Origin of the sequence: Paenibacillus sp. FSL L8-0641 (genome assembly GCF_038006265.1) — a bacterium.
In the GTDB taxonomy this organism is placed as follows: Bacteria; Bacillota; Bacilli; order Paenibacillales; family Paenibacillaceae; genus Paenibacillus; species Paenibacillus polymyxa_D.
Map to the genome: position 1 here is coordinate 1,881,296 of NZ_JBBOUW010000001.1, position 22,187 is coordinate 1,903,482.

Annotated in this window: 21 protein-coding genes and 2 tRNA genes; 21 read left to right on the forward strand and 2 right to left on the reverse strand. The window is 46.0% G+C overall.

Going from position 1 to position 22,187, the window contains the following annotated elements; translation table 11 throughout:
- Positions 1-182 precede the first annotated feature (182 nt).
- From pelA to MKY16_RS08490, 3 genes are all read left to right on the forward strand, one after another.
- A complete protein-coding gene (pelA, locus tag MKY16_RS08480; protein WP_029516619.1) occupies positions 183-1,472 on the forward strand; it encodes a pectate lyase in 1,290 nt (429 codons plus the stop codon).
- 134 nt (positions 1,473-1,606) lie between these two features.
- Positions 1,607-2,125, forward strand: coding sequence for an acyl-CoA thioesterase (locus MKY16_RS08485; protein ID WP_340955008.1), 519 nt, complete (start codon positions 1,607-1,609; stop codon positions 2,123-2,125).
- A complete protein-coding gene (locus MKY16_RS08490) occupies positions 2,122-2,520 on the forward strand; it encodes an FxsA family protein (RefSeq protein ID WP_013309596.1) in 399 nt (132 codons plus the stop codon). The genes MKY16_RS08485 and MKY16_RS08490 overlap by 4 nt, the downstream gene beginning before the upstream one ends.
- 29 nt (positions 2,521-2,549) lie before the next feature.
- On the opposite strand, the gene ytvI is transcribed toward MKY16_RS08490, so the two are convergent.
- Positions 2,550-3,668 carry a sporulation integral membrane protein YtvI gene (ytvI, locus tag MKY16_RS08495; protein ID WP_069011200.1) on the reverse strand — a complete coding sequence of 373 codons (1,119 nt, stop codon included), beginning with the start codon at positions 3,666-3,668 and terminating at the stop codon, positions 2,550-2,552.
- Between the two features lie 345 nt (positions 3,669-4,013).
- On the opposite strand from ytvI, the gene citZ reads away from it, so the two are divergent.
- From citZ to MKY16_RS08570, 15 genes are all read left to right on the forward strand, one after another.
- Positions 4,014-5,126 carry a citrate synthase gene (gene citZ / locus MKY16_RS08500; RefSeq protein ID WP_029516623.1) on the forward strand — a complete coding sequence of 371 codons (1,113 nt, stop codon included), beginning with the start codon at positions 4,014-4,016 and terminating at the stop codon, positions 5,124-5,126.
- A 151-nt stretch (positions 5,127-5,277) separates the two neighbouring features.
- Positions 5,278-6,573, forward strand: a complete 1,296-nt coding sequence (icd, locus tag MKY16_RS08505) for an NADP-dependent isocitrate dehydrogenase (protein ID WP_029516624.1) — start codon at positions 5,278-5,280, stop codon at positions 6,571-6,573.
- Positions 6,574-6,589: 16 nt separating this feature from the next.
- Positions 6,590-7,531: a malate dehydrogenase gene (gene mdh / locus MKY16_RS08510; protein ID WP_028542892.1), complete on the forward strand. Its 942-nt coding sequence runs from the start codon at positions 6,590-6,592 to the stop codon at positions 7,529-7,531.
- Between the two features lie 314 nt (positions 7,532-7,845).
- Positions 7,846-8,262 carry a hypothetical protein gene (locus MKY16_RS08515; RefSeq protein ID WP_023987918.1) on the forward strand — a complete coding sequence of 139 codons (417 nt, stop codon included), beginning with the start codon at positions 7,846-7,848 and terminating at the stop codon, positions 8,260-8,262.
- A 213-nt stretch (positions 8,263-8,475) separates the two neighbouring features.
- Entirely contained in the window at positions 8,476-9,345 is an 870-nt protein-coding gene (locus MKY16_RS08520; RefSeq protein WP_340955010.1) for an SDR family oxidoreductase, read from the forward strand.
- Positions 9,346-9,464: 119 nt separating this feature from the next.
- The gene (pnpS, locus tag MKY16_RS08525; protein WP_340955012.1) at positions 9,465-11,267 is read left to right on the forward strand and encodes a two-component system histidine kinase PnpS; all 1,803 of its coding nucleotides are present in this window, start codon (positions 9,465-9,467) and stop codon (positions 11,265-11,267) included.
- A 128-nt stretch (positions 11,268-11,395) separates the two neighbouring features.
- Positions 11,396-12,127 (forward strand): response regulator transcription factor, encoded by a 732-nt coding sequence (locus MKY16_RS08530; protein WP_013309604.1) that lies wholly within the window; start codon positions 11,396-11,398, stop codon positions 12,125-12,127.
- Between the two features lie 159 nt (positions 12,128-12,286).
- Complete coding sequence (locus MKY16_RS08535; protein ID WP_029516627.1) at positions 12,287-13,411, forward strand: methyl-accepting chemotaxis protein; 1,125 nt, start codon at positions 12,287-12,289, stop codon at positions 13,409-13,411.
- A 127-nt stretch (positions 13,412-13,538) separates the two neighbouring features.
- Positions 13,539-14,297: a phosphate ABC transporter ATP-binding protein PstB gene (gene pstB / locus MKY16_RS08540; RefSeq protein ID WP_029516628.1), complete on the forward strand. Its 759-nt coding sequence runs from the start codon at positions 13,539-13,541 to the stop codon at positions 14,295-14,297.
- 39 nt (positions 14,298-14,336) lie between these two features.
- On the forward strand, positions 14,337-14,996 hold the full coding sequence (gene phoU, locus MKY16_RS08545) for a phosphate signaling complex protein PhoU (protein WP_025721993.1): 660 nt from the start codon (positions 14,337-14,339) through the stop codon (positions 14,994-14,996).
- 177 nt (positions 14,997-15,173) lie between these two features.
- Complete coding sequence (polA, locus tag MKY16_RS08550; RefSeq protein ID WP_340955014.1) at positions 15,174-17,828, forward strand: DNA polymerase I; 2,655 nt, start codon at positions 15,174-15,176, stop codon at positions 17,826-17,828.
- Between the two features lie 71 nt (positions 17,829-17,899).
- Positions 17,900-18,730, forward strand: a complete 831-nt coding sequence (gene mutM, locus MKY16_RS08555) for a DNA-formamidopyrimidine glycosylase (RefSeq protein WP_069011196.1) — start codon at positions 17,900-17,902, stop codon at positions 18,728-18,730.
- A gap of 111 nt (positions 18,731-18,841) precedes the next feature.
- Positions 18,842-19,633, forward strand: coding sequence for an MntP/YtaF family protein (locus MKY16_RS08560; RefSeq protein ID WP_165145296.1), 792 nt, complete (start codon positions 18,842-18,844; stop codon positions 19,631-19,633).
- Positions 19,634-19,644: 11 nt separating this feature from the next.
- Positions 19,645-20,241, forward strand: coding sequence for a dephospho-CoA kinase (gene coaE / locus MKY16_RS08565; RefSeq protein ID WP_340955016.1), 597 nt, complete (start codon positions 19,645-19,647; stop codon positions 20,239-20,241).
- Positions 20,238-20,801 carry a lytic transglycosylase domain-containing protein gene (locus MKY16_RS08570; RefSeq protein ID WP_029516633.1) on the forward strand — a complete coding sequence of 188 codons (564 nt, stop codon included), beginning with the start codon at positions 20,238-20,240 and terminating at the stop codon, positions 20,799-20,801. Before coaE ends, MKY16_RS08570 begins: the two co-directional genes overlap by 4 nt.
- Before the next feature lie 115 nt (positions 20,802-20,916).
- On the opposite strand, the gene MKY16_RS08575 is transcribed toward MKY16_RS08570, so the two are convergent.
- Complete coding sequence (locus MKY16_RS08575; RefSeq protein ID WP_025685069.1) at positions 20,917-21,141, reverse strand: alpha/beta-type small acid-soluble spore protein; 225 nt, start codon at positions 21,139-21,141, stop codon at positions 20,917-20,919.
- Between the two features lie 105 nt (positions 21,142-21,246).
- Between MKY16_RS08575 and nrdR the strand changes: the two genes are divergently transcribed.
- From nrdR to MKY16_RS08590, 3 genes are all read left to right on the forward strand, one after another.
- Entirely contained in the window at positions 21,247-21,714 is a 468-nt protein-coding gene (gene nrdR / locus MKY16_RS08580) for a transcriptional regulator NrdR (protein WP_013309614.1), read from the forward strand.
- Between the two features lie 129 nt (positions 21,715-21,843).
- A tRNA-Ala gene (locus MKY16_RS08585) sits at positions 21,844-21,919 on the forward strand.
- Positions 21,920-21,931: 12 nt separating this feature from the next.
- Positions 21,932-22,004 (forward strand) — tRNA-Lys (locus tag MKY16_RS08590).
- Positions 22,005-22,187 lie beyond the last annotated feature (183 nt).

The window sequence follows — 22,187 nt, forward strand, 5'->3', positions numbered from 1 at the left end:
TTTAATCTATTAGTAAATTAAAATATATTGATCGTTTGGATATATTTTCATATAATACAACTAACTATTTATCATGCATAAATAGTGGTTCAGTCCCTCTCACTATCCAAAAGAATCCTCAGCAAGAATGTATAGGTTAAACTGAACGCAATGACCCAACTTAAAATAAGGGAGAGGTTCAAATGAAGAAGAAGATGTGTCCAACTGTAAAGATGATAGCGCTTTCAAGTTTGGCGATTACAGTAACGTCAGGGCTCCTAAGTCCCTCATGGGCTGCGGCACAGGAGATTGTGCCGGCTACATATGATTCAGTACGTGAATCGGCTACTGCTTCTTATGAGCTTACCACAGATTCAGCTGTGGGACGGGACGTTTATGGTGACGATGTAAATTCAGGTGTGTTGGATCGTGAGCAATTATTTGGGCTGTCGGCTGTGGCGAAGCCAACCGCTGTTGTCAATACAGACAGCATCCTAAACAAGATGCGCGATTTCAGTAAGTTTTCTACGGGGAATACATCCAAGGATACTACACTTGCCTTAAATATTGTATCCTGGCAATTGCCACATGGCGGATTCTTCAAAGCTATGGAAAAGAATTATAAATCTAAATGGGATGGCAAAGCTGCACGCTCCACATGGAAGAGCAAGGATGGTGTTGAACTCGGAACGTTCGATAACGAGGCGACGACAACCGAGATTCGCTTTTTGGCGGATGTATACAAAAAAACCAAAAATAAAGACATTAAGATCAGTGTACAAAAAGCAGTTGACTTCGTACTAACTTCTCAATATTCCTCCGGTGGCTGGCCTCAAGTATACCCTAAACGTGGTAATTATTCCGATGCTGTAACTTATAATGATGATGCAATGGTCAGAGTTATGGTTTTGGCTGACGATATCGTGAACAAGAAGCAGCCGTTTGATAGCGATATTCTGGATAACTCTTACCGCTCCAGACTTCAGCAAGCGCTAAACAAAGGTATCCAGTACACAATTAAATCTCAAATTGTAAATAATGGTACACCAACAATCTGGGGTGCACAGCACGATCCGGCTACTTATGCATCTGTTGAAGCCCGGGCATTTGAGTTACCTTCCAAAACAACTACGGAATCAGTAGGCATTACTGCTTTTCTCATGTCCCAGCCGCAAACCGCTGAAGTGAAAAAAGCGGCTCAAAGTGCTTTGAAATGGTTTGACGCGAACCGAATCGACGGTATGAAATACAATCGTCAAGGTCCGGAGTTTTTCCAAAAGGACGCATCGAGTGTAATGTGGTATCGGTTCTATAATGTGGAAGACAATAAATACTTCTTTTCAGACCGGGATGGCAAAAAGTATACCGACATCATGAAAATTAGTGAGGAAAGACGACTCGGTTACGCCTGGGCGGGAAGCCAAGCTAAGAGCTTGCTTAAGCTGGCTTCGGATAGCGGATATTATAAACTGTCCAAGCCGTTGCCACAATAATAAAGGCATTATTATATAGGATTTGCGAGGGAGGACCGGTCGGTCTGCCCTCTTTTTGTTCCCGGGCTGTAAATATGGTTTAATGGAGAGAGGGCAAAATAGAGATAAAGATGCACAAAGATAGGAGAGCTTGTATGACTCAAGAGGAGAAACAAACGGAATTACGCTGGTATGGCGCACCGCTACGTGTCCGTTATCAGGAAAGCGACCAGATGGGGGTCGTATATCATGCAAATTATTTGAACTGGTTTGAGATCGGGCGTACCGAAATGATCCGACAGACGGGTTTTAACTATCGGAGCATGGAGGAACGTGGAGTTTTACTGCCAGTTATTGAAATCAATGCGAAATATGCGAGTCCTGCTCGATATGATGATTTAATTACCGTTTATACCGCAATTACCGACTTCTCCAGACTGCGTCTAAACTATATCTATGAGGTTCGGCGGGTAACGGATGATGAGCATCAAAGGTATCTGGGAAAGGTATGGACTCAGGCAGACACGCTGCCGGGAGAGCTGCTTGTCACAGGGATGACACGGCACGTATGGTTGAACACCGAATGGAAGCCTGTTCGACTGGATCAGGTGCTACCTGAGCTGTACACTGCGTTAAGGTTTGCTTTTACAGGCGGGGAGGAACAGAAGTCATGATGATGCGTAAACGTCTGTGGCTGTTGCTGCTGCTCATTCCTTTGGCGGAGCTGTACGGGTTTATATGGGTAAGTCACTGGATTGGAGCGGGTAAAACGATTTTACTCATCATTCTGACGACCCTAATCGGGGCTGCCATGATGCAATTTGAAGGTCGTAAGGTGATTGCCGATGCGAAAAATGAAATGAACCGGGGACAAATGCCCGGCCGTAAAATGCTGGATGGATTATGTGTCTTTTTCGGTGGGAGCTTGTTGCTTATCCCCGGATTTTTAACAGATATTATTGGCTTTACGTTGGTGTTCCCTTTAACACGAGCGTTGTACCGACGTTTTTTATTAAAGTGGCTGGAGAAAAAAATGAAAAACGGCAGTATTACGTTTCGGCGGTTTTGACGTGAGCTGCCGTTTTTCCTATCCATGATCTAGCGGACTCTTCCTGCGAGAATATAATTGCGCAAGTCCTGAATGACATTCGCACGATTCAGTGCATCAACGACAATGAGTGATACAGGTCCGATAATGAGTCCTAAAACGCCAAATAGCTTGAGCCCGATGAACATACCGATAAGGGTGGGAAGCGGGTTTAAGCCCACGCTGCTGGCCAGCACCTTAGGCTCCACGATCTGTCGTCCAATCAACAGGATGATATAAAGGATCGACAATCCTACCCCTAGCGCCAAATTACCAGACATATACGCATACAGTATCCACGGAATCATCACAATGCCAACCCCCAAATAAGGTAGCAAGTCCACCAGCCCGATCATTAAACCGATGGTAAAGGCGGATTCCACACGCAATATGAACAGCCCAACAATGACCGTTAATGCCGTAATGGAGATGATAATAAACTGTGCACGCAAATAGCCGTACAGTGCTTTACGTAGATCGTGCCATATATCCGACAATGGCTTGCGAATCGTATCAGGAACCGTGTTTGCGAGCATCCGACTATGTCGGTCCCAATCCTTACTAATAAAAAAAGCTGCTAATACAATAACCATTAGAACTGCTCCCATATTAGGCAGAGAGGTCAGCAAGTTCAAAACCCCATTAAAAAATTGAGCGACTAGCGTAGTGACAGCCGAACTGACGGTTTGAGTTGTTTTATCAATATTACTGTTAATGGTGTGTTGGTAATCCGGATTATCCCGGATGAAATGGTTAATTTCAATAATTACATTTTGAATCAAATCGCTTTGTGTCCAATCGATAAACAGGCTTTTAAAACGCTCAATATGCCCGTCAAAAGTCATGGCTAACTTTATAACTTCTCGAACCATGCGGGTGATTGCTGCAGACAGGATAATTGCAATTCCACCTAAATATACAAATAATGAGACCGTGACAGCCGTCCAACGTGGCATACGGGCTTTGTTACGCAGAAAACCAACCAATGGATTCATGGCATAAGCCACAAGCCAGGCGAATAGGAAAGGATAGACGAGAGGGAAAAGCACATATATGCCCAATAACAGAGCTACAATCACGATTGCCACCCATAGAGCACGAAATATGCGATTCAGGATTAACCGGCTCAAGCTCTCACGACTCCTTTCTTTTACGATAGTATTTCATAAAATAAATGCTCTACTATACATATGCGGGAAAGGGGGGAGACAAGACCTGTGTAAAAAAGTGCAAATGAATCAATATTTTTTGTAAGGGGTTTCAAAAATTTATTTATGGAAGCGATAAAACATTTGAATGTGTTGGAATAGCCCTCAATGTTCACATAAACGACAAAATCCAGTATAGTGAAAGAAGGTTTAAATATTGACATATGGCGTTAACATTACTCGGCTATTTAAAAGGCATATCTTACTTTTGAAAATGTTTACATTGCAAGTCCGTTCACAATGTTTTTACAAAGGAGAGATGTAACGATGACAGCGACTAAAGGTCTGGAAGGGATCGTAGCGACCACTTCCTCCATAAGCTCTATCGTAGATGGCGTTCTCACGTACCGGGGTTATAACATTGATGATTTGGCTGTTAACGCCGATTTTGAAGAGGTAGCTTATTTGTTGTGGTTTGGGAAATTACCTGATAAAGAGCAATTGCAGGAGCTTCGCAACCAGTTAAGCGAATACGCTGCTATTCCGGATGAAATTGTTACTCAATTAAAGTTATATCCGAAAGATTTGAGCACGATGGCTGCCTTGAGATCAGCCGTATCGTCTCTCGCTTTGTATGACCCAGAGGCGGATGATATGTCGAGAGAGTCTAATGTGACCAAAACCGTCAAGCTTCAGGCGCAATTGCCTACCATTGTGGCAGCTATAGCACGTATACGCGAGGGCTTGGAGCCGATTGCGCCTAAAAAAGGTATTTCTATCGCTGAAAACTTTTTGTATCAGCTGACTGGCAAGGATCCAGAGGAGACGGCTATTAAAGCGTTCAATCAGGCTCTCGTGCTGCACGCCGATCATGAATTAAATGCCTCTACCTTTGCTGCGCGTGTAACGGTAGCCACATTGTCGGATATTTATTCCGGAATCACGTCTGCAATTGGAGCTTTAAAAGGACCACTGCATGGTGGAGCCAATGAGGCTGTGGCCAAAACGCTGGAGGAGATTGGTGGTTTGGATCAGTTGGACTCCTATATCCAGGCGAAACTGGATAATCGCGAAAAAATTATGGGCTTTGGACACCGAGTCTATAAAAACGGTGATCCGCGTGCCAAGCACTTGCACAAAATGTCCCGCGAGCTGGGGGAAATGAACGGCGACACAACGTTGTTTGATATGTCAGTTCGAATTGAGGAAATTGTAACAGGACAAAAAGGCTTGAAGCCCAATGTGGATTTTTATTCTGCCTCTGTTTATACCCAACTGGGTATCAAGAGAGACCTGTTTACACCTATTTTTGCTATGAGTCGTGTATCCGGTTGGACAGCGCACATTTTAGAGCAGTATGAAAATAATCGCCTGATTCGTCCTCGCGCCGAATATACAGGTCCAATGGATCAAAAATACGTATCACCAGAGTTGCGCTAACCCCTTGTCGAAGGAAGATTGAGGTTGTATACCCTGAATTTAAAAAATAAGGTACAATAGAGGGGACGACGAGAGATGTACGTTTTTGTCTGTGATAAAGATCATGTCTTTCGTCCTGTACCCATTCATATCTGAGGAGGAAAAGGAACTTATGGCGAAATTTGAAAAGTTTGAGCTCCCAACTGAAGGCGAAAAAATTACGATTGATAACGGTCAACTACAGGTTCCGAACCATCCGGTAATTCCGTTTATCGAAGGTGACGGCACGGGTCGCGATATCTGGAAAGCCTCCAAGCGCGTACTGGACGCAGCTGTAGAAAAAGCATATAACGGTAGCAAAAAGATTGCCTGGTATGAAGTATTCGCTGGTGAGAAAGCTTTCAATACATACGGCGAATGGCTCCCTAACGATACTTTGGAAGCCATCCGTGAGTATATTGTAGCCATTAAAGGTCCGCTTACGACACCTATTGGCGGTGGTATCCGTTCGTTGAATGTGGCATTGCGTCAGGAACTGGATTTATACGTATGTCTGCGTCCTGTTCGTTATTTTAACGGTGTTCCTTCTCCAGTGAAACGTCCTGAATTGGTAGATATGGTTATTTTCCGTGAGAACACAGAAGATATTTACGCGGGGATCGAGTATGCTGAAGGGTCCGAAGACGTGAAAAAGGTTATTCAGTTCCTTCAACAAGAGCTGGGTGTGAACAAAATCCGTTTCCCTGAAACCTCTGGTATTGGCATTAAGCCAGTTTCTTCCGAGGGTTCAAAGCGTCTGGTACGGGCAGCCATTCAGTATGCAGTTGACCACGGACGCAAGAGTGTAACGCTTGTACACAAAGGTAACATTATGAAATTTACCGAGGGTGCCTTCAAAAACTGGGGTTATGAAGTGGCTGAGGAAGAATTTGCAGATAAAGTATTTACTTGGGCCCAATATGACGTAATCAAGGAAAAAGACGGTGAGGATGCGGCTAATGCAGCTCAAAAAGCAGCTGAAGATGCAGGCAAAATCATTATCAAGGATGCGATTGCTGATATCGCACTTCAGCAAGTACTGACTCGTCCTTCTGAATTTGATGTGATTGCTACGCTCAACCTGAACGGGGACTATCTGTCCGATGCTCTTGCTGCCCAAGTTGGTGGAATTGGTATTGCGCCAGGTGCGAACATTAACTATGTAACAGGGCATGCTATCTTTGAAGCTACACATGGTACAGCACCAAAATACGCCGACAAAGATGTAGTGAACCCTGGTTCCGTCATTCTGTCGGGCGTAATGTTGCTTGAACACTTGGGTTGGAAAGAAGCGGCTGACCTGATTTACAAAGGGCTGGAGACGTCCATTAATAAGAAGATTGTAACTTATGACTTTGCTCGTCTGATGGATGGTGCTACACAAGTGAAATGCTCCGAGTTCGCAGATACCATTATTAGTAACCTGTAAGGAAGGGGAATACCACTTGTCCATTCAACGTAAAAAAATATCCATTGTTGGCGCCGGTTTTACCGGTGCCACTACCGCATTGCTGCTGGCTCAAAAGGAGCTAGGTGATATCGTACTGATCGATATTCCGCAACTAGAGAATCCGACCAAAGGCAAGGCGCTTGATATTTTGGAGGCCGGTCCGGTACAGGGATTTGACAGTCAGATCACGGGCACTTCCAATTACGAGGATGCAGCTAACTCAGATATCGTCATTATTACAGCTGGGATTGCACGCAAGCCGGGTATGAGCCGTGATGATTTGGTAAATACGAACGCAGGAATTGTAAAATCCGTTTGTGAGAACGTGAAGAAGTATGCGCCAGATTCTATTGTTATTATTCTGAGCAATCCGGTAGATGCTATGACCTATACTGCCTACCAAACGCTGGGTTTCCCGAAAAATCGGGTTATTGGCCAATCCGGTGTGCTGGATACAGCGCGATATTGTACCTTTATTGCACAAGAGCTTAACGTTTCCGTCGAAGACGTGCGCGGCTTCGTTATGGGGGGCCACGGTGATGATATGGTGCCCCTGGTACGCTATTCCAGTGTTGGGGGTATACCTATCGAAACTCTGATTTCGCAGGAACGTATCGAAGCGATCGTACAACGTACACGCGGCGGTGGCGGAGAGATCGTCAACCTGTTGGGTAATGGTAGCGCATATTATGCTCCGGCAGCTTCGCTTGCACAGATGACGGAAGCGATTGTAAAAGACAAAAAACGGATTATCCCAGTCATCGCCTATCTGGAGGGAGAGTACGGCTATCAGGATTTATTCCTTGGCGTACCGACACTTCTTGGTGGCAATGGCATCGAAAAAGTGTTCGAGTTGGAATTGACAGCCGAAGAAAAAGCAGCGCTCGATCAATCCGCGGAGTCGGTCCGCAGTGTGATTAAAATAGTTACCGTTTAGATTCAATTTTCTACTAAAACGGTGACTATTACCTGAAGAGGTGTCCCTAAGCCATAGTCATGGCCGCGGGACACCTCTTTTACTCATAAACAGAATATAGGGAATCTATTCGTTTTCTTCCTTATTCCTTTGCTTTGACTCACTTCCCCGGTATAATAGAGTTCATATGCATTGATAGTTACATGAGGACTTTGCAAAATCCTGACATAGAAAAGCATGTCCCAAAACACTGAAAAGATGGTAGACATTCGTTGGAATATGATCGTTCTATGGAAAAAAAGTTTGTAAGAAAACAAAGAAGTGGAGGTTGTAAAATGTTTTTTATTCACATTATTGGATCACTGGCGATGGGTTTTTATTTATTGCTCCCCTTCGTGGTGGGCAAAATCGACAAATTGGCTCCTAGCGTGCAGGAAGGAACGATATCGGCTGTTCAGCTATTGAACCGTTTGGCTCAATTTGCGCTGATCTTAGTGCTTGTTAGCGGTATCTATATGATTTTTCCCTGGGGTTCTTATTCGGTAGCATGGATTGTTGTCGTTTTGCTGTTGTTTCTCGCCATTTCTGGTATTGCGGGAGCCATGGGTAAGCCGTTACGGCTGTCGCTGGAAGCGATTCGTAGCCAACAGCCTATTACGCAATATGCTGGCAAAATGCGAATGTTCAGTACGCTGCTTGCTGTCTTCCTGATTTTAATTACGTTTTTAATGGTATACAGCCATATTATTTAATTATGCATTTAGTGAGAGTCTATAATCGAATGATGACAAATGCTAAATTGAAAAACGGTCTGTGCTGAATAAGCATAGGCCGTTTTTTTTGCGCTCAAATCACTACATTGTTCTTTTTTCGTTTAACGAATAACTTTGTGTGGTAATTCAGGAGTAGAGTGGATGCAAATGTTGCATCCTAAAAAATATCTGATTTTGAAGGGAGAATGTACAATGTCTAAAAGTAATCAACCTCAGCAAACTTTGCCCCCACAGCATCAGGACCAGCAACCGGGGATTGAGTCCAAAATGTCGCCTGCACCCCAATTTGAAAAACCAACTTACAAAGCCGCTGGCAAGCTAACAGGTAAAGTTGCACTTATTACTGGTGGGGACAGTGGAATTGGTCGGGCTGTAGCTGTCACGTATGCCAAAGAAGGTGCGGACGTAGCCATCATCTACTTGAATGAGCATAAGGATGCGGAAGAAACAAAACGTCAGGTGGAACAGGAGGGACGCAAATGCGTGTTGATTCCTGGCGATATCGGAGATGATCAATTTGCCAAAAAAGCGGTTCAACAGACAGTTAACGAACACGGCAAGCTCGACATCGTTGTGAACAATGCGGCAGAGCAGCATCCACAGCAAAAGCTGGAGGATATCACCAAAGAACAGTTGGAGCGCACGTTCCGAACGAATATTTTCGGTATGTTCTTCTTGACGCAAGCAGCATTGCCGCATTTGAAGAAAGGGAGCACGATCGTCAACACCACATCGATTACCGCGTATGCTGGGAACAAGACACTCATTGATTATTCATCGACCAAAGGGGCAATCACATCCTTTACACGTTCCCTTTCACTCAATTTGGCGGATCAAGGCATTCGGGTGAACGCTGTAGCACCAGGGCCGATCTGGACACCGTTAATCCCGTCTACATTTGATGCCAAGACGGTCAGCGAGTTTGGAGGAGCGCAGCCAATGAAGCGTCCGGGTCAGCCGGAAGAATTGGCGCCAGCCTATGTGTACCTTGCTTCAGATGATTCTTCTTATGTAAGCGGACAGGTTATTCATATCAATGGCGGTGAAGTTATAAACGGATAAAAGGACAAGGAAAAGGTTAGGGCTGTGTTATGCCCTAGCCTTTTTTCTTTTCACAGTGGAACATAATGAAGGTAGCCTGTAGAATGAGACTTAACTTACATAAAGGATGGGCATATTTTATGAAATCGTTTCGTTTCAGGCTTACCCTGATCATGCTGATTTTGATTGGCGTATCTGTCCTTGCTGCTGGAATCACGATGGGACAAATTTTTAAAAATTCGAATATGAAGGTGCTAGAGGAGAACATGGGACGGGAGATCGACCTGCTTCGAGCTACATTCCCTTTTGTTAATGCAGATGCCCTGTCCAGCACGGATTATGTCTCTTATTATTCTCAAAAGGCGAAGGAAATTGCTCGTCTTACGGAATCGCGGGTGACCTTCATTCGCAAGGACGGGACGGTGGTTGGAGATTCGTTAAGCGATCCGCGAAAGATGGAAAACCACGCATCTCGTGAAGAAATTCAGCAAGCTTCAACAGAGAAGATTGGACGCACGATTCGTTACAGCGAAACCTTGCAGCGGAACATGCTATACGTTGCAGAGCCTGTTGTATCGGATAAGGGTTTTGACGGATATATCCGTTTGTCCATGAGTCTGAAAGCGGTGGAGGAGGGAGTGCAGCGCGGCTGGACGGCCATCGGGATTGGTCTAGTGTTGCTGTTTATTGCTGCTGGACTGGTGAGCTATCGTATTGCTCGCAGTCTCACCTCGCCCATTGAACATATTACTGGGGTAGCCAACCGTATATCAGGACTGGATTATGACGCAAGGGTTGGTGTGCAGCGCCGGGACGAGGTAGGGCAACTGGGTGAAGCCATTAATCGTATGGCTGATAGTCTCCAAAACCAAATGAAAACGATACGTGACAATGAGGATCTGCTCCAGAGTGTCATGAGTAATATGACAGGCGGAATTCTAATGATTGATGCAAATGAGTGTATTGCGCTTGTAAACCGTGAGTCTGAGCGAATGCTCGGTGTCGTGGGTAAACGGGTGACAGACAAGCCGTATCATGAGCTGAAGAAGCATTATGAGCTCACAAAGCTAATTGAGGGCAGTATACAAAGCCGAGAAAGGCTGCATGGTGAAGTTCATTTGTACAATCCCGAGGAGAGACTCGTGTTGCTGGACGGTGTTCCGATGTATGAGGATGAGGGCGGATACCGGGGGATGCTGTTCCTTTTACAGGATATTACGGCTATTCGACGGTTGGAAAATATGCGGAGCGAATTTGTGGCTAACGTTTCTCATGAGCTAAAAACGCCGATTGCCGCAGTCAAGGGTTTTGCCGAGACGTTGCTCGGTGGCGGGGTTAAAGATGAGGAGACGGCCCGTTCATTTTTGCAAATTATATATGATGAAAGCGAACGATTGAATCGGTTGATCGGTGACATTCTGGAGCTATCCAAAATCGAGTCCAAGCGTTCCCCTCTGGAATGCTCGCCGGTGCACGTTTCGTCGTTCATAGAATCATTGCTGGAAAAACTGAACAATGTAGCTGCCAAAAAAAGAATTTCATTACACATGGATATCCCGGATGAGCTGTTTATGGAGGCAGATGAAGATAAGCTTCAGCAGATTTTTCTGAACCTTTTGTCTAATGGCATCAACTATACACTTGATGGTGGCAAGGTAAAGATTAAGGTTCTAACGATACAGCGGGATAATGACACCGAAAAGGTCGTATTTACAGTCAGTGATACAGGTATTGGAATTCCGAAGAAGGACCTGCCACGTATCTTTGAGCGCTTTTACAGGGTGGACAAAGGTCGCTCGCGTAACTCTGGCGGAACGGGGCTGGGATTGTCGATCGTCAAGCACTTGGTCGATTTGCATCATGGCACCCTTTCGGTGGAAAGTGAGCTTGGATTGGGTACCACATTTACAGTTGAATTACCGCTATTGCAACAGGAAGAATGAACTAGAACATTTTTTACATTCTGTTAACAATGCCGTGATAAAATAAACGGGTGTCGCATGAGTATGGAAAAAGTTTCAGGATTTTGACCAATGCGCCTTTAACAGGTAAACAGGAGATGAAGTTATTTATGGGACAACGCTTGCTGGTTATTGAGGATGAACCAACGCTTGCCAGATTGCTATCCTACAATTTGATACAAGAAGGCTTCGAAGTGGATACGGAGGATCATGGCAGTGCCGGGTTTGAGAAAGCCTCCAGAGAGTCCTACGATTTGATCCTGCTGGATTTGATGCTGCCGGGAATGAACGGGCTGGACATTCTGAGCAGACTTCGCCATCAGGGGCTGACGACGCCTATTATTATCTTAACGGCCAAAAACGGTGAAGCCGAGGTTGTCCAAGGGCTGAAGTCGGGTGCGGATGATTACATCACGAAGCCTTTTGGCGTTTCTGAGCTGTTGGCCCGCGTGACGGCTGTGCTGCGAAGAACTTCCGGTGGGGATGAAGGAGTGTTGTCTGATCAGAAAGATAGCTCCAAAATTCAATTGGGCGAGCTGGAGATTTACCCTGAAAAATATGAAGTCATTCTTGGAGGTCAGTCCATCAGCTTAAGACCAAAGGAATTTGAGGTGCTTCTTTATTTGTCCCGCAAGCCGGGTGTGGTATTAACCCGAGATGATCTGATGAATGCTGTTTGGGGTTTTGACTACATTGGCGGGCAACGGACCGTAGATGTACACGTCAGTTCCTTACGTAAAAAGCTGGAGCTAGATCCCGACTCGGTTCATATTGATTCAATCCGTGGAGTGGGGTACAAGCTGGTTGTAAATAAAAAAAGAAGCGCTTCTCATTTATTATAAATGAGGAGCGTTTTTCTTTATTCAGGGCAGTGTCCGGGGACCTTTGTGTCCATTTTGTGATTTTACATTTCATTAACAAAACTAGTCGCTAGAATCAACAAATGACCGATATGATGTTTCCGTCACTCCAAGTAGTTAAAAAAAGGGGACTTCAGAACGATGATAACGGAACCAAAGACCCAGCCGAGTTCCACTGCCGTGATTGAACGTGAAGCATACAAGTCGATTACTACCTATGTGCCATGCCGGGAGGTTCCGATCATTGGTACGGATATGTCTTGTAAAGAACTGTTAGCCCTTATGAAAACACAGGAAGATATTCCTTGTGTCATTGTTGTGGATAAAAATGATCTTCCATTGGGCATTATTATGAGAGATGCGTACAATCGCCATTTTACGGGCAGATTTGCTGCGGCGTTGTTCTATGACAAGCCTGCGGCCCTATTTGCCGACCCCGATACATTAATTGTGGATCTGAAAAGCCAGGCATCGGACATTGTGGAACTGGCGATGCTGCGCGAAGATCAGCGTTTTTACGACTGTGTGTTGATTAAGGAAGGAACACGGTTACTCGGTGTACTCACGATTCGTGATATCCTGTCCGTCGTGCAGCGAATGCAAAGAGAAGCGGACGAAGAGCGGGGAGATGTGATTCGGCATAGCTATGACGGAGTCCAGCGTATTCAGCTGACTGTGCTGGATGCAGCTAAAGAGGCCGATGACAGTGTGCGGCTAACCCGCTCAATGAGTGAATTATCCCGTCGTGGCAAAGTAGAACTGGAGGATGTTTTGCTCTCCTATCGTGCGGTTACGGAGCAAATGAAACGCCAGCATGAGCAAATGACGGCGTTGACGCAATCGCTGAATGACATTGCGGGCATGGCTTCATCCATTCGTGCACTGGCAGATCACAGTGGATTGCTGGCGATCAACGCGTCCATTGAAGCGGCACATGCTGGCGAACATGGACGAGGCTTCCAGATTGTGTCTCAGGAGGTGCGGAATATGTCACTCCAGACGAAAGCTTTTTCCACACAGATTACAGGCTTACTCACCCATATCGAGCAAATGCTGCGTGACACCGCTGAACTGACGGATACGAGTATGCAGCAGATTCATACAGGCTCTCAATATATATCTGCCGGAACACAAACTTTTGCCAAACTACTGCAGGCTGTCGATGAAATTGAAGCTAAAAACAGTGAAATGTCCCGTTCCGCAGAGGAAGCAGCTTTGAATGCAGCCGAAATTGCGCAGGAGCTTGAGCTCATGCTAAGTTCTTGATCATTTTACATAACGTTAACAAATCCACCACACTAAATTTACACACAGCTTATATAATCTTCATATTGTGCAAATCAGGTGCAATGCTTGAGGATCATAACTGCAACACGAAGGAGATCATAAATCCATGAATGATTCCGTAATCCGGATTGATAAGCTGAATTTATATTATGAGAAATTTCACGCGCTGAAACATATAAACCTCGATATTCCTGAAAAAACGGTAACTGCCTTTATCGGCCCGTCCGGCTGCGGCAAATCGACCCTGCTGCGTACGCTAAACCGGATGAATGACATGATACCGGGAACACGTATTGAAGGCACCGTGAGTATCGCAGGTCAGGATATATACGGCGATACTATGGAAGTAGAAACTCTGCGGAAGCAGGTGGGAATGGTTTTTCAACAGCCTAACCCGTTTCCCAAATCGATTTATGATAACGTGGCTTACGGCCCGCGTCTGCATGGAGTTCGGCAAAAGGACAAGTTGGACGAATTGGTCGAGCAAAGCCTGCGGCAGGCGGCACTCTGGGAAGAGGTCAAGGACTTTTTGAAGCGTTCAGCTCTGAGCTTGTCCGGTGGACAACAGCAGCGGTTGTGCATTGCCCGGGCGCTTGCTGTACAACCAGATATTTTGCTTATGGACGAGGCGACATCTGCGCTGGATCCGATCTCCACGATGAAAATTGAAGAACTGGTTCAGGAATTGCGAGACACGTATACCATTGTCATGGTGACGCATAACATGCATCAGGCAGCGCGTGTGTCTGGTAGAACTGCGTTCTTTTTGAATGGTGTTGTGGTGGAAGCGGCGGACACACAGACGATGTTTTCCACGCCGCAAGATTCACGTACGGAAGATTATATTTCAGGGCGATTTGGCTAAAGCCTACCAGATGAATATGCCAGAAGGGGTGACTTCGAAATGATACGTAGAAAAGGTTTTGATGAAGGGTTAGACGAACTGAGAGCCGTACTGCGCGAAATGGGTGCACACGTTTCGAAGGCGCTCGATCAGGCCATTGAATGTTTGCAGACCAAAAATACAGAATTGGCTCAGCAGGTGGTCAAAAATGATGCATCCCTCAATACGCTGGAAGAGAATATTCTCGATATGGGTTCCAAGCTCATTATTACCCAGCAGCCGGTAGCGAAGGATTTGCGCCGAATCATTGTTGCATTTAAAATTTCCAGTGATCTGGAACGAATGGGCGATTTGGCACTTGATATTGCCAAGGTGACCCTTCGTCTGGAAGGGCAGCAGATCATTAAGCCGCTGGTGGATATTCCGCACATGGCTTCCATTGTTAAAGAAATGATAGATGATGCGATCAAATCCTATTTGGATGAAAATACAGATCTGGCCTACAAAATGGCCAAAGAGGATGATCGTGTGGATTCCATGTATAGCCACATGATCAGCGATCTGTACGCCTTTATGGTAGAAAAGCCGGCAGAGGCTTCACAAGCCATGCTGCAACTGCTTGTAGGACGATACATTGAACGAATTGGTGACCATGCTACGAATATCGGTGAAAGCACTGTATATCTCGTGACAGGGGAGAGACCAGATTTGAACCAGTAGAGCTTTCAGGTATATAGCGGTTGTTTCTGACCCAGACTTGTCTTTGAGCAAAAGGCAAATTTGGTTAGGAAGCAGCCGTTTTTTTCTGAAAAAGGAGTCTTGTATGTTAAGATAGGAAGAGGAATGCGTAAAACGTAAGAACGTTACGAATGCATTGATGAACTTGCGAGGTGCTAAATGGATAAACTCATGCTTATAGATGGTAACAGTATCATTTACCGGGCGTTTTTTGCTATGCCACCGTTAACGAATTCGAGCGGACAGCAGACGAACGCGGTGTACGGATTTACGACGATGTTATTGCGGCTCTTGGAGGAGCACAAACCAACACATATGCTGGTTGCCTTCGATGCCGGTAAAATAACGTTTCGCCATAAGGGATACGAGGATTACAAAGGTGGACGGGAGAAAACCCCGCCAGAGCTGTCCCAGCAATTTCCGTTGCTGAAAGAGCTATTGACCGCTTTCGGCATTGCCCAGTTTGAATTGGATGGCTATGAGGCGGACGATATTATAGGGACCCTGTCCAAGACAGCGGACGAAGCCGGCTTCAATGTGCTGGTCGTGACCGGGGACAAGGATATGCTTCAATTGGCTTCAGACCATGTCACAGTCGGCTTGACTCGCAAAGGGGTTACTGAGGTGGAGACGTATGGACCTGAGCAAATTCAGGAACGATATGGGCTGAAGCCGCTGCAAATTATTGACCTTAAGGGCCTGATGGGCGATACGTCGGATAATATTCCTGGTATTCCCGGCGTAGGTGAAAAAACAGCGCTCAAGCTGCTGCATCAATACGGTTCAGTCGAAGAAGTGCTGGCGCACACGAATGAGCTGAAGGGCAAAATGAAAGAACGCGTTGAGACACATGCTGACGATGCGCGAATGAGCAAAGATTTGGCGACCATTTATCGGGATGTAACGTTGGACAAGCAGCTGGAAGATGTGGCCTTCGGCGGGCTGCAAGCAGAAACAGCCGGGCCAGCTCTGGCGAAGCTGGAGTTCAAGTCCTTGCTGGAACGTTTATCTTTTTCAGGTGAGGTTGGCAGTACTGGGGTAGACGTAGAGGAAGCCGCGGCTGACGTAACAGTGCTGGATGAGCAGCGGATTAGCGAATTGGTAGAAGTGTTGGATCATGTGGATGTGCTGCATGTTGAGACGCATGGCGATAATCCGCATCATGCTGACATCGTAGGTCTGATATTTGCCGCAACGGGACAGCAGTTTTTTATGACACTGGATGTACTGCAAAGCGATACAGCTACACCTATTCGCGAATGGCTTGCTGACCCTGAACGCAAAAAACGCGGTCATGATCTGCATCGTACGGATTTGGCTTTACACTGGCATGGAATTGAGTTTGCAGGTGCCGAGTTTGATGTGCAATTGGCAGGGTACTTGCTGGACCCAACTGATGCAAACCAGACATTGAGCGGATTGGCAGCCAAATATGGCTTGTCTTCGATCCGTCCTGACGAAGAAGTGTTCGGCAAAGGAGCTAAATATAAAGTTCCTGACGTGGGCGTGCTGTCTGATCATGTGGCGCGTAAGGCAGCGGTGATTGAAGCTTTGGTGCCTGTGCAGCAGGCTGAGCTGGAGAAAACGGAAATGCACAAGCTGTTTCATGAGCTGGAGATGCCGTTGTCCCGCATTTTGGCGGATATGGAGAAGCAGGGCATTTTGGTGAACGTAGAAGAACTGCGTGCTTTGGGTAAAGAATTTGAAGCCCAGATCGCAACGTTGGTGAACGAGATCTACAGCATTGCCGGAGTAGAGTTCAATCTGAATTCGCCTAAGCAGTTGGGTGAGATTTTGTTTGATAAACTGGGTTTACCTGTCATTAAAAAGACGAAAACGGGGTACTCGACCGATGCGGAGGTACTGGAAAAGCTGGCCCCCTATCATGATATTGTACAAAACATTTTGCAGTACCGTACCATTGCCAAACTCCAATCGACGTATGTTGAAGGTTTGCTTAAAGAAATTTCGGAGAAAACGGGTAAGGTGCATACGTATTTCCGGCAGACGGTTGCAGCAACTGGACGCTTGAGTAGTCAATTTCCGAATTTGCAAAACATTCCGATTCGTCTTGAAGAAGGTCGCAAAATCCGCAAAGTATTTGTTCCGTCCGAACCGGGCTGGTCTATTTTGGCGGCAGACTACTCACAGATCGAGCTGCGGGTGCTGGCTGATATTTCGGATGATGAACGTTTGAAGGAAGCCTTTGTCCACGATATGGACATTCACACCAAGACCGCATCCGATGTGTTCGGTGTAGCAGCGGAAGATGTGGACTCCAATATGCGGCGTTCTGCGAAGGCAGTCAACTTTGGGATTGTCTACGGGATCAGTGATTATGGTCTGTCACAAAATTTGAATATTACGCGGAAGGAAGCGGCTCGCTTTATCGACCAGTATTTTGATGTGTTCCAAGGCGTTCGCCGTTACATGGATGATATTGTAAAGGATGCGAAGCGGGACGGATACGTAAAAACGCTGTTGGAACGCAGACGCTATTTGCCGGAGATTAACGCCAGCAATTTCAACCTGCGTTCATTCGCCGAGCGTACAGCGATGAATACGCCGATTCAAGGCACCGCAGCCGATATTATCAAGTTGGCGATGGTACAGATGGATAAAGCGCTACGTGAACGTAATCTTCGTAGCAGAATGCTGCTCCAAGTACATGATGAGCTTGTATTCGAGGTTCCGCCTGAGGAAATGGAAACGATGAAAGAGCTTGTCCCTGCTACCATGGAAGCTGCATTAAAGCTGGCTGTGCCGCTCAAAGCCGAAGTAAGCTATGGCAGCAATTGGTATGAGGCCAAATAAGATATTTCAATGAGTAGATAGTCCCAATTTGACGCTGCTTCCGTTATAATATAGGGTGAGGTGAAGACATCATGCCGGAATTACCGGAAGTAGAAACCATTAAACGAACGCTAAACGAGCTTATCGTTGATAAACATATAGATCATGTCACTGTGAATCTGCCGCGGATCATTCAACGGCCCGATGATATCCACGCTTTTGCGATGGAATTGGCCGATCACCGGATTACAGGGGTGGAGAGACGCGGAAAGTTTCTGCGGATTTTGCTGGACGGGCTGGTGCTGGTCTCCCATCTTCGAATGGAAGGACGATATGGATTATATTCACAACATGATCCTGTGGAAAAGCATACCCATGTCATCTTTCATTTTAAAGATGGTACGGAGTTGCGTTATCAGGATGTGCGCCAGTTTGGCACGATGCACTTATTTCCAGCAGGACAGGATTTGCTGGAAAAGCCGCTGAACAAACTTGGTCTGGAACCGATGGACGAGGCCTTTACACCAGAAATGCTGCGTGCCGCTGTTGGAACTCGTTCGACTTCGATCAAGGCAGCGCTGTTAAACCAGTCATATGTGGTGGGCATCGGGAATATCTATGTAGATGAATCGTTGTTTAAGGCGGGGATTCATCCAGCACAGCCAGCCAAAAGCCTAACGGATAGCCAATTTCATGTCTTGCATGAAGCTATTGTCTCCACGCTAGGTGCGTCCATTCAGGTTGGAGGCTCGTCCATTAAATCATTCGTGAATGGACAGGGCGAAGCGGGCGACTTCCAGCATCAATTGCAAATCTATGGACGTAACGCGAAGCCTTGCATCAACTGTGGTACATTGATCGAAAAATCTGTCGTAGCCGGACGGGGCACACATCATTGTCCGGTCTGCCAGCCTCTGCGCTAAACAAGCACAGTCACCCCAAGCCCATCCCTCTCATATATTGTTCCAAGTACCAATACTGCGGAGGGTTTCGGTTGTTATAAGGCCCTGCCTTCGCAATGGGAGGGAATTGGAGTGGCTAATCATTGGGGAGCCCTGCTGTTACTGGCATTTGCGCTAAGTTTGGACAGTTTCGGAGTCGGTGTTACATATGGTCTGCGCAAAATGAAAATTCCACTGTTGTCGATTGCTATCATCTCCGTATGTTCAGGTTTGGTGATCGGCATATCCATGCAATTGGGCGCATTACTATCTCGTGCCCTGTCTCCTGTATATACTACCGTTTTCGGTGCTGTCATCCTGATCTGTATCGGCTGTTACTCTTTGATTCAAGCTCTGCACCGCAAAGAGGATTTGCCAGAGGATTCAGTGGAGCCCTCTCGGGGTTTGCTTCTTACAAAACAGACTGATCCAGCGAGCAGATCTGTTCTTGGGGAGAAGAAGGGTGTAGAGAATGCTGATACCGAGTCTTTCCCTAGCTCAAGAAAAGATCTGTCGGCAGAAGCTTCTGTGGAGCAGCAGGAACGAACAGTATTTTCTCTGGAGCTTCGCAAATGGGGGCTTGTTATTCGGATTCTTCGAAGCCCGTCTGCTGCGGATATGGACCGTTCCGGCAGTATATCTGCTACCGAAGCGGTTTGGCTGGGTATTGCATTATCGGTCGATGCGTTCGGAGCGGGACTCGGGGCAGCTATGCTTGGTTTTCAGCCACTGTCTACTGCGCTGGCTATTACGTTATTCAGTGGAACATTTTTGATTGCAGGGATGAAGGCAGGCTTTTTTCTATCAGCATTTCGATTTATGAAGGCGCTGGGTGTATTGCCGGCATTATTACTGATTATGATGGGCATATTGAAGCTGTTATGAGGTGAAAGAGCATGAATATCGGATTAACCGGAGGTATTGCTACCGGAAAAAGCACCGTGTCGGCTCTTTTGGTCGCCAAAGGTGCGCTGCTGATCGACGCAGATGCCATTGCCCGGGAAGTGATGCTTCCGGGGCATCCGGTGTTGGCGGCGGTCATTCAGCATTTTGGACAAGCTATAGTGAACAGTGACGGAACTCTGCTTCGCAAAAAACTGGGGGAGATTGTATTCGGAGACCCTGCCCAGCGGCAGGCACTTAACGATATTACACATCCTGCTATTCGTGAGGAAATGCGTATGCGCATGGAAGCATTCGAACGGGAACAGCCGAACAAGCTTGTTTTGGCAGATATTCCGTTACTGTACGAGTCGGGGCTTGAGAGCTTGTACGAGGAAATTATGGTTGTGTACGTACCACGTGATATTCAGCTCCAGCGTCTGGTGCTCAGAGACGGTCTGACGGAGGAGCAAGCTGGACTTCGGCTGTCCGCACAAATGGATATTGAGCAAAAGAAAAGCTTGGCCGATATCGTTATTGATAATAGCGGAACACAGACTGAGACGAAGCGACAAATTGATCAATTTTGGCAGCGGAAGGGACTTGCATGAATATTTTGCGAAAGAAAAGAGTCCTGCTCATTTTGTTTGTCGGGTTTGTCCTGATTCTATTCCTTAATTCAAATTGGATGTCCTGGTTCTATCCAATTCAATATAAGGATGAGATTCGGCAGTATTCACAGACGTATGAAGTAGACCCATTTTTGGTGGCGTCTATTATCCGTGTAGAAACCAATTTTAAAACCAGTAAGCAGTCACATAAGGGGGCGCTAGGGCTGATGCAGATTATGCCGAATACGGCAAATTGGATTATGGACAGCGCCCAGATTCAAAAGGTTCCGCTGGACAGTGTCAAGCACGAGCCTGGCACCAATATTGAGCTGGGAACCTGGTATTTGCATAACCTATCCATAAAGTTTCAGGATAATCCTGTAGCAATCGTAGCTGCTTACAATGCAGGGCCGGGTAAAGTTCAAGAGTGGCTGGATAAGGGAGTGTGGGATGGAAAAGAAGAGTCCATCAAGCAAATCCCTTTTGGTGAAACACGACATTATGTACAGCGGGTCATTTATTACTACAGGCAATACACGAAAATTTATAATGATTTTTAAATCCAAGTTAATGACATGATGAGCTTTTCGCTTTAAAATGAAAAAAGCGTTGGACAGGCTGTTTTTACCAGCCCATCCAGACACTTTTTCTTGTTATTTTGCATTATTACCGCGATTATTGGTATTGACCTGCCAATTGTTGTTCGGCGATCGTTACGAGGCGTTTTGTGATGTAGCCCCCGATCGAACCGTTCTCATAGGAAGTCATATTACCTTGGTATCCATCTTGAGGAATGCTGATACCCAACTCTTGAGCGATTTCAAATTTCATTTGCTCCAGAGCGCCGGAGGATCTGCTGACTACCAGATTGTTGGAGTTGCCATTGTTTCCTTGTGCCATTGTTGTTCACCTCCTCGCGATATGGTAAACATATTATGATCTGTTTTGACAAAATTATTACTAAAAGTCTTCGGGAATTTATTGGAAAAAGAAAGTGGTGAGATTATGAAATGTCCGTATTGTGCCTACAATGGCACGAAAGTGCTGGATTCGCGACCTGCGAATGATAACAAGTCCATCCGTCGCCGCCGTGAATGTGAGCAGTGTGCCAGGCGTTTTACCACCTTTGAAATGGTGGAGGAAACCCCTCTCATGGTCATCAAAAAAGACGGCAGCCGTGAAGAGTTTAGTCGTGATAAAATGCTGCGCGGTCTCATTCGAGCCTGCGAGAAGCGTCCAGTATCCGTCGAGCAACTGGATATGATCGTATCCCAGGTGGAGAACGCTATCCGCAACACAGCAGCCACAGAAGTGGATAGCCAGCAGATTGGTGAGCTGGTCATGGAACAGCTTTACCCAGTGGATGAAGTCGCCTACGTACGTTTTGCGTCCGTCTATCGTCAGTTTAAAGACATCAATATGTTTATGAAGGAACTGAAAACACTGTTATCTAAAGATACAGCCAGCGACTGATCGCTGACTGTATCTTTTCTGGGCCATAAAGGGAGAAAATTATATTTTTTTATAAAAGTATTGACACAGGGTTAAATATTTTATATGATATAGAAGTCGCTTGAAACGTTGATAAAACTTGCTTATGATGGGGCCTTAGCTCAGCTGGGAGAGCGCATCGCTGGCAGCGATGAGGTCAGGGGTTCGATCCCCCTAGGCTCCACCAAACTTTTATTATGGACTCTTAGCTCAGTTGGTAGAGCAGTTGACTCTTAATCAATTGGTCCAGGGTTCGAGTCCCTGAGAGTCCATCCTTTTAGAAAAACGGCAGAGATGCCGTTTTTTTGTTGTTTATAGATCTATTCCCAGTCTAACCGAGAACAGTTATGAGTTGAATGAGCGCGTAACTGAATGCACAGAAAACAGATCCTACAGGGAAATAGACGTCTTTTTTGAATTGCAACCCATTATTCACGAGTGCAAGGACTAGTTAT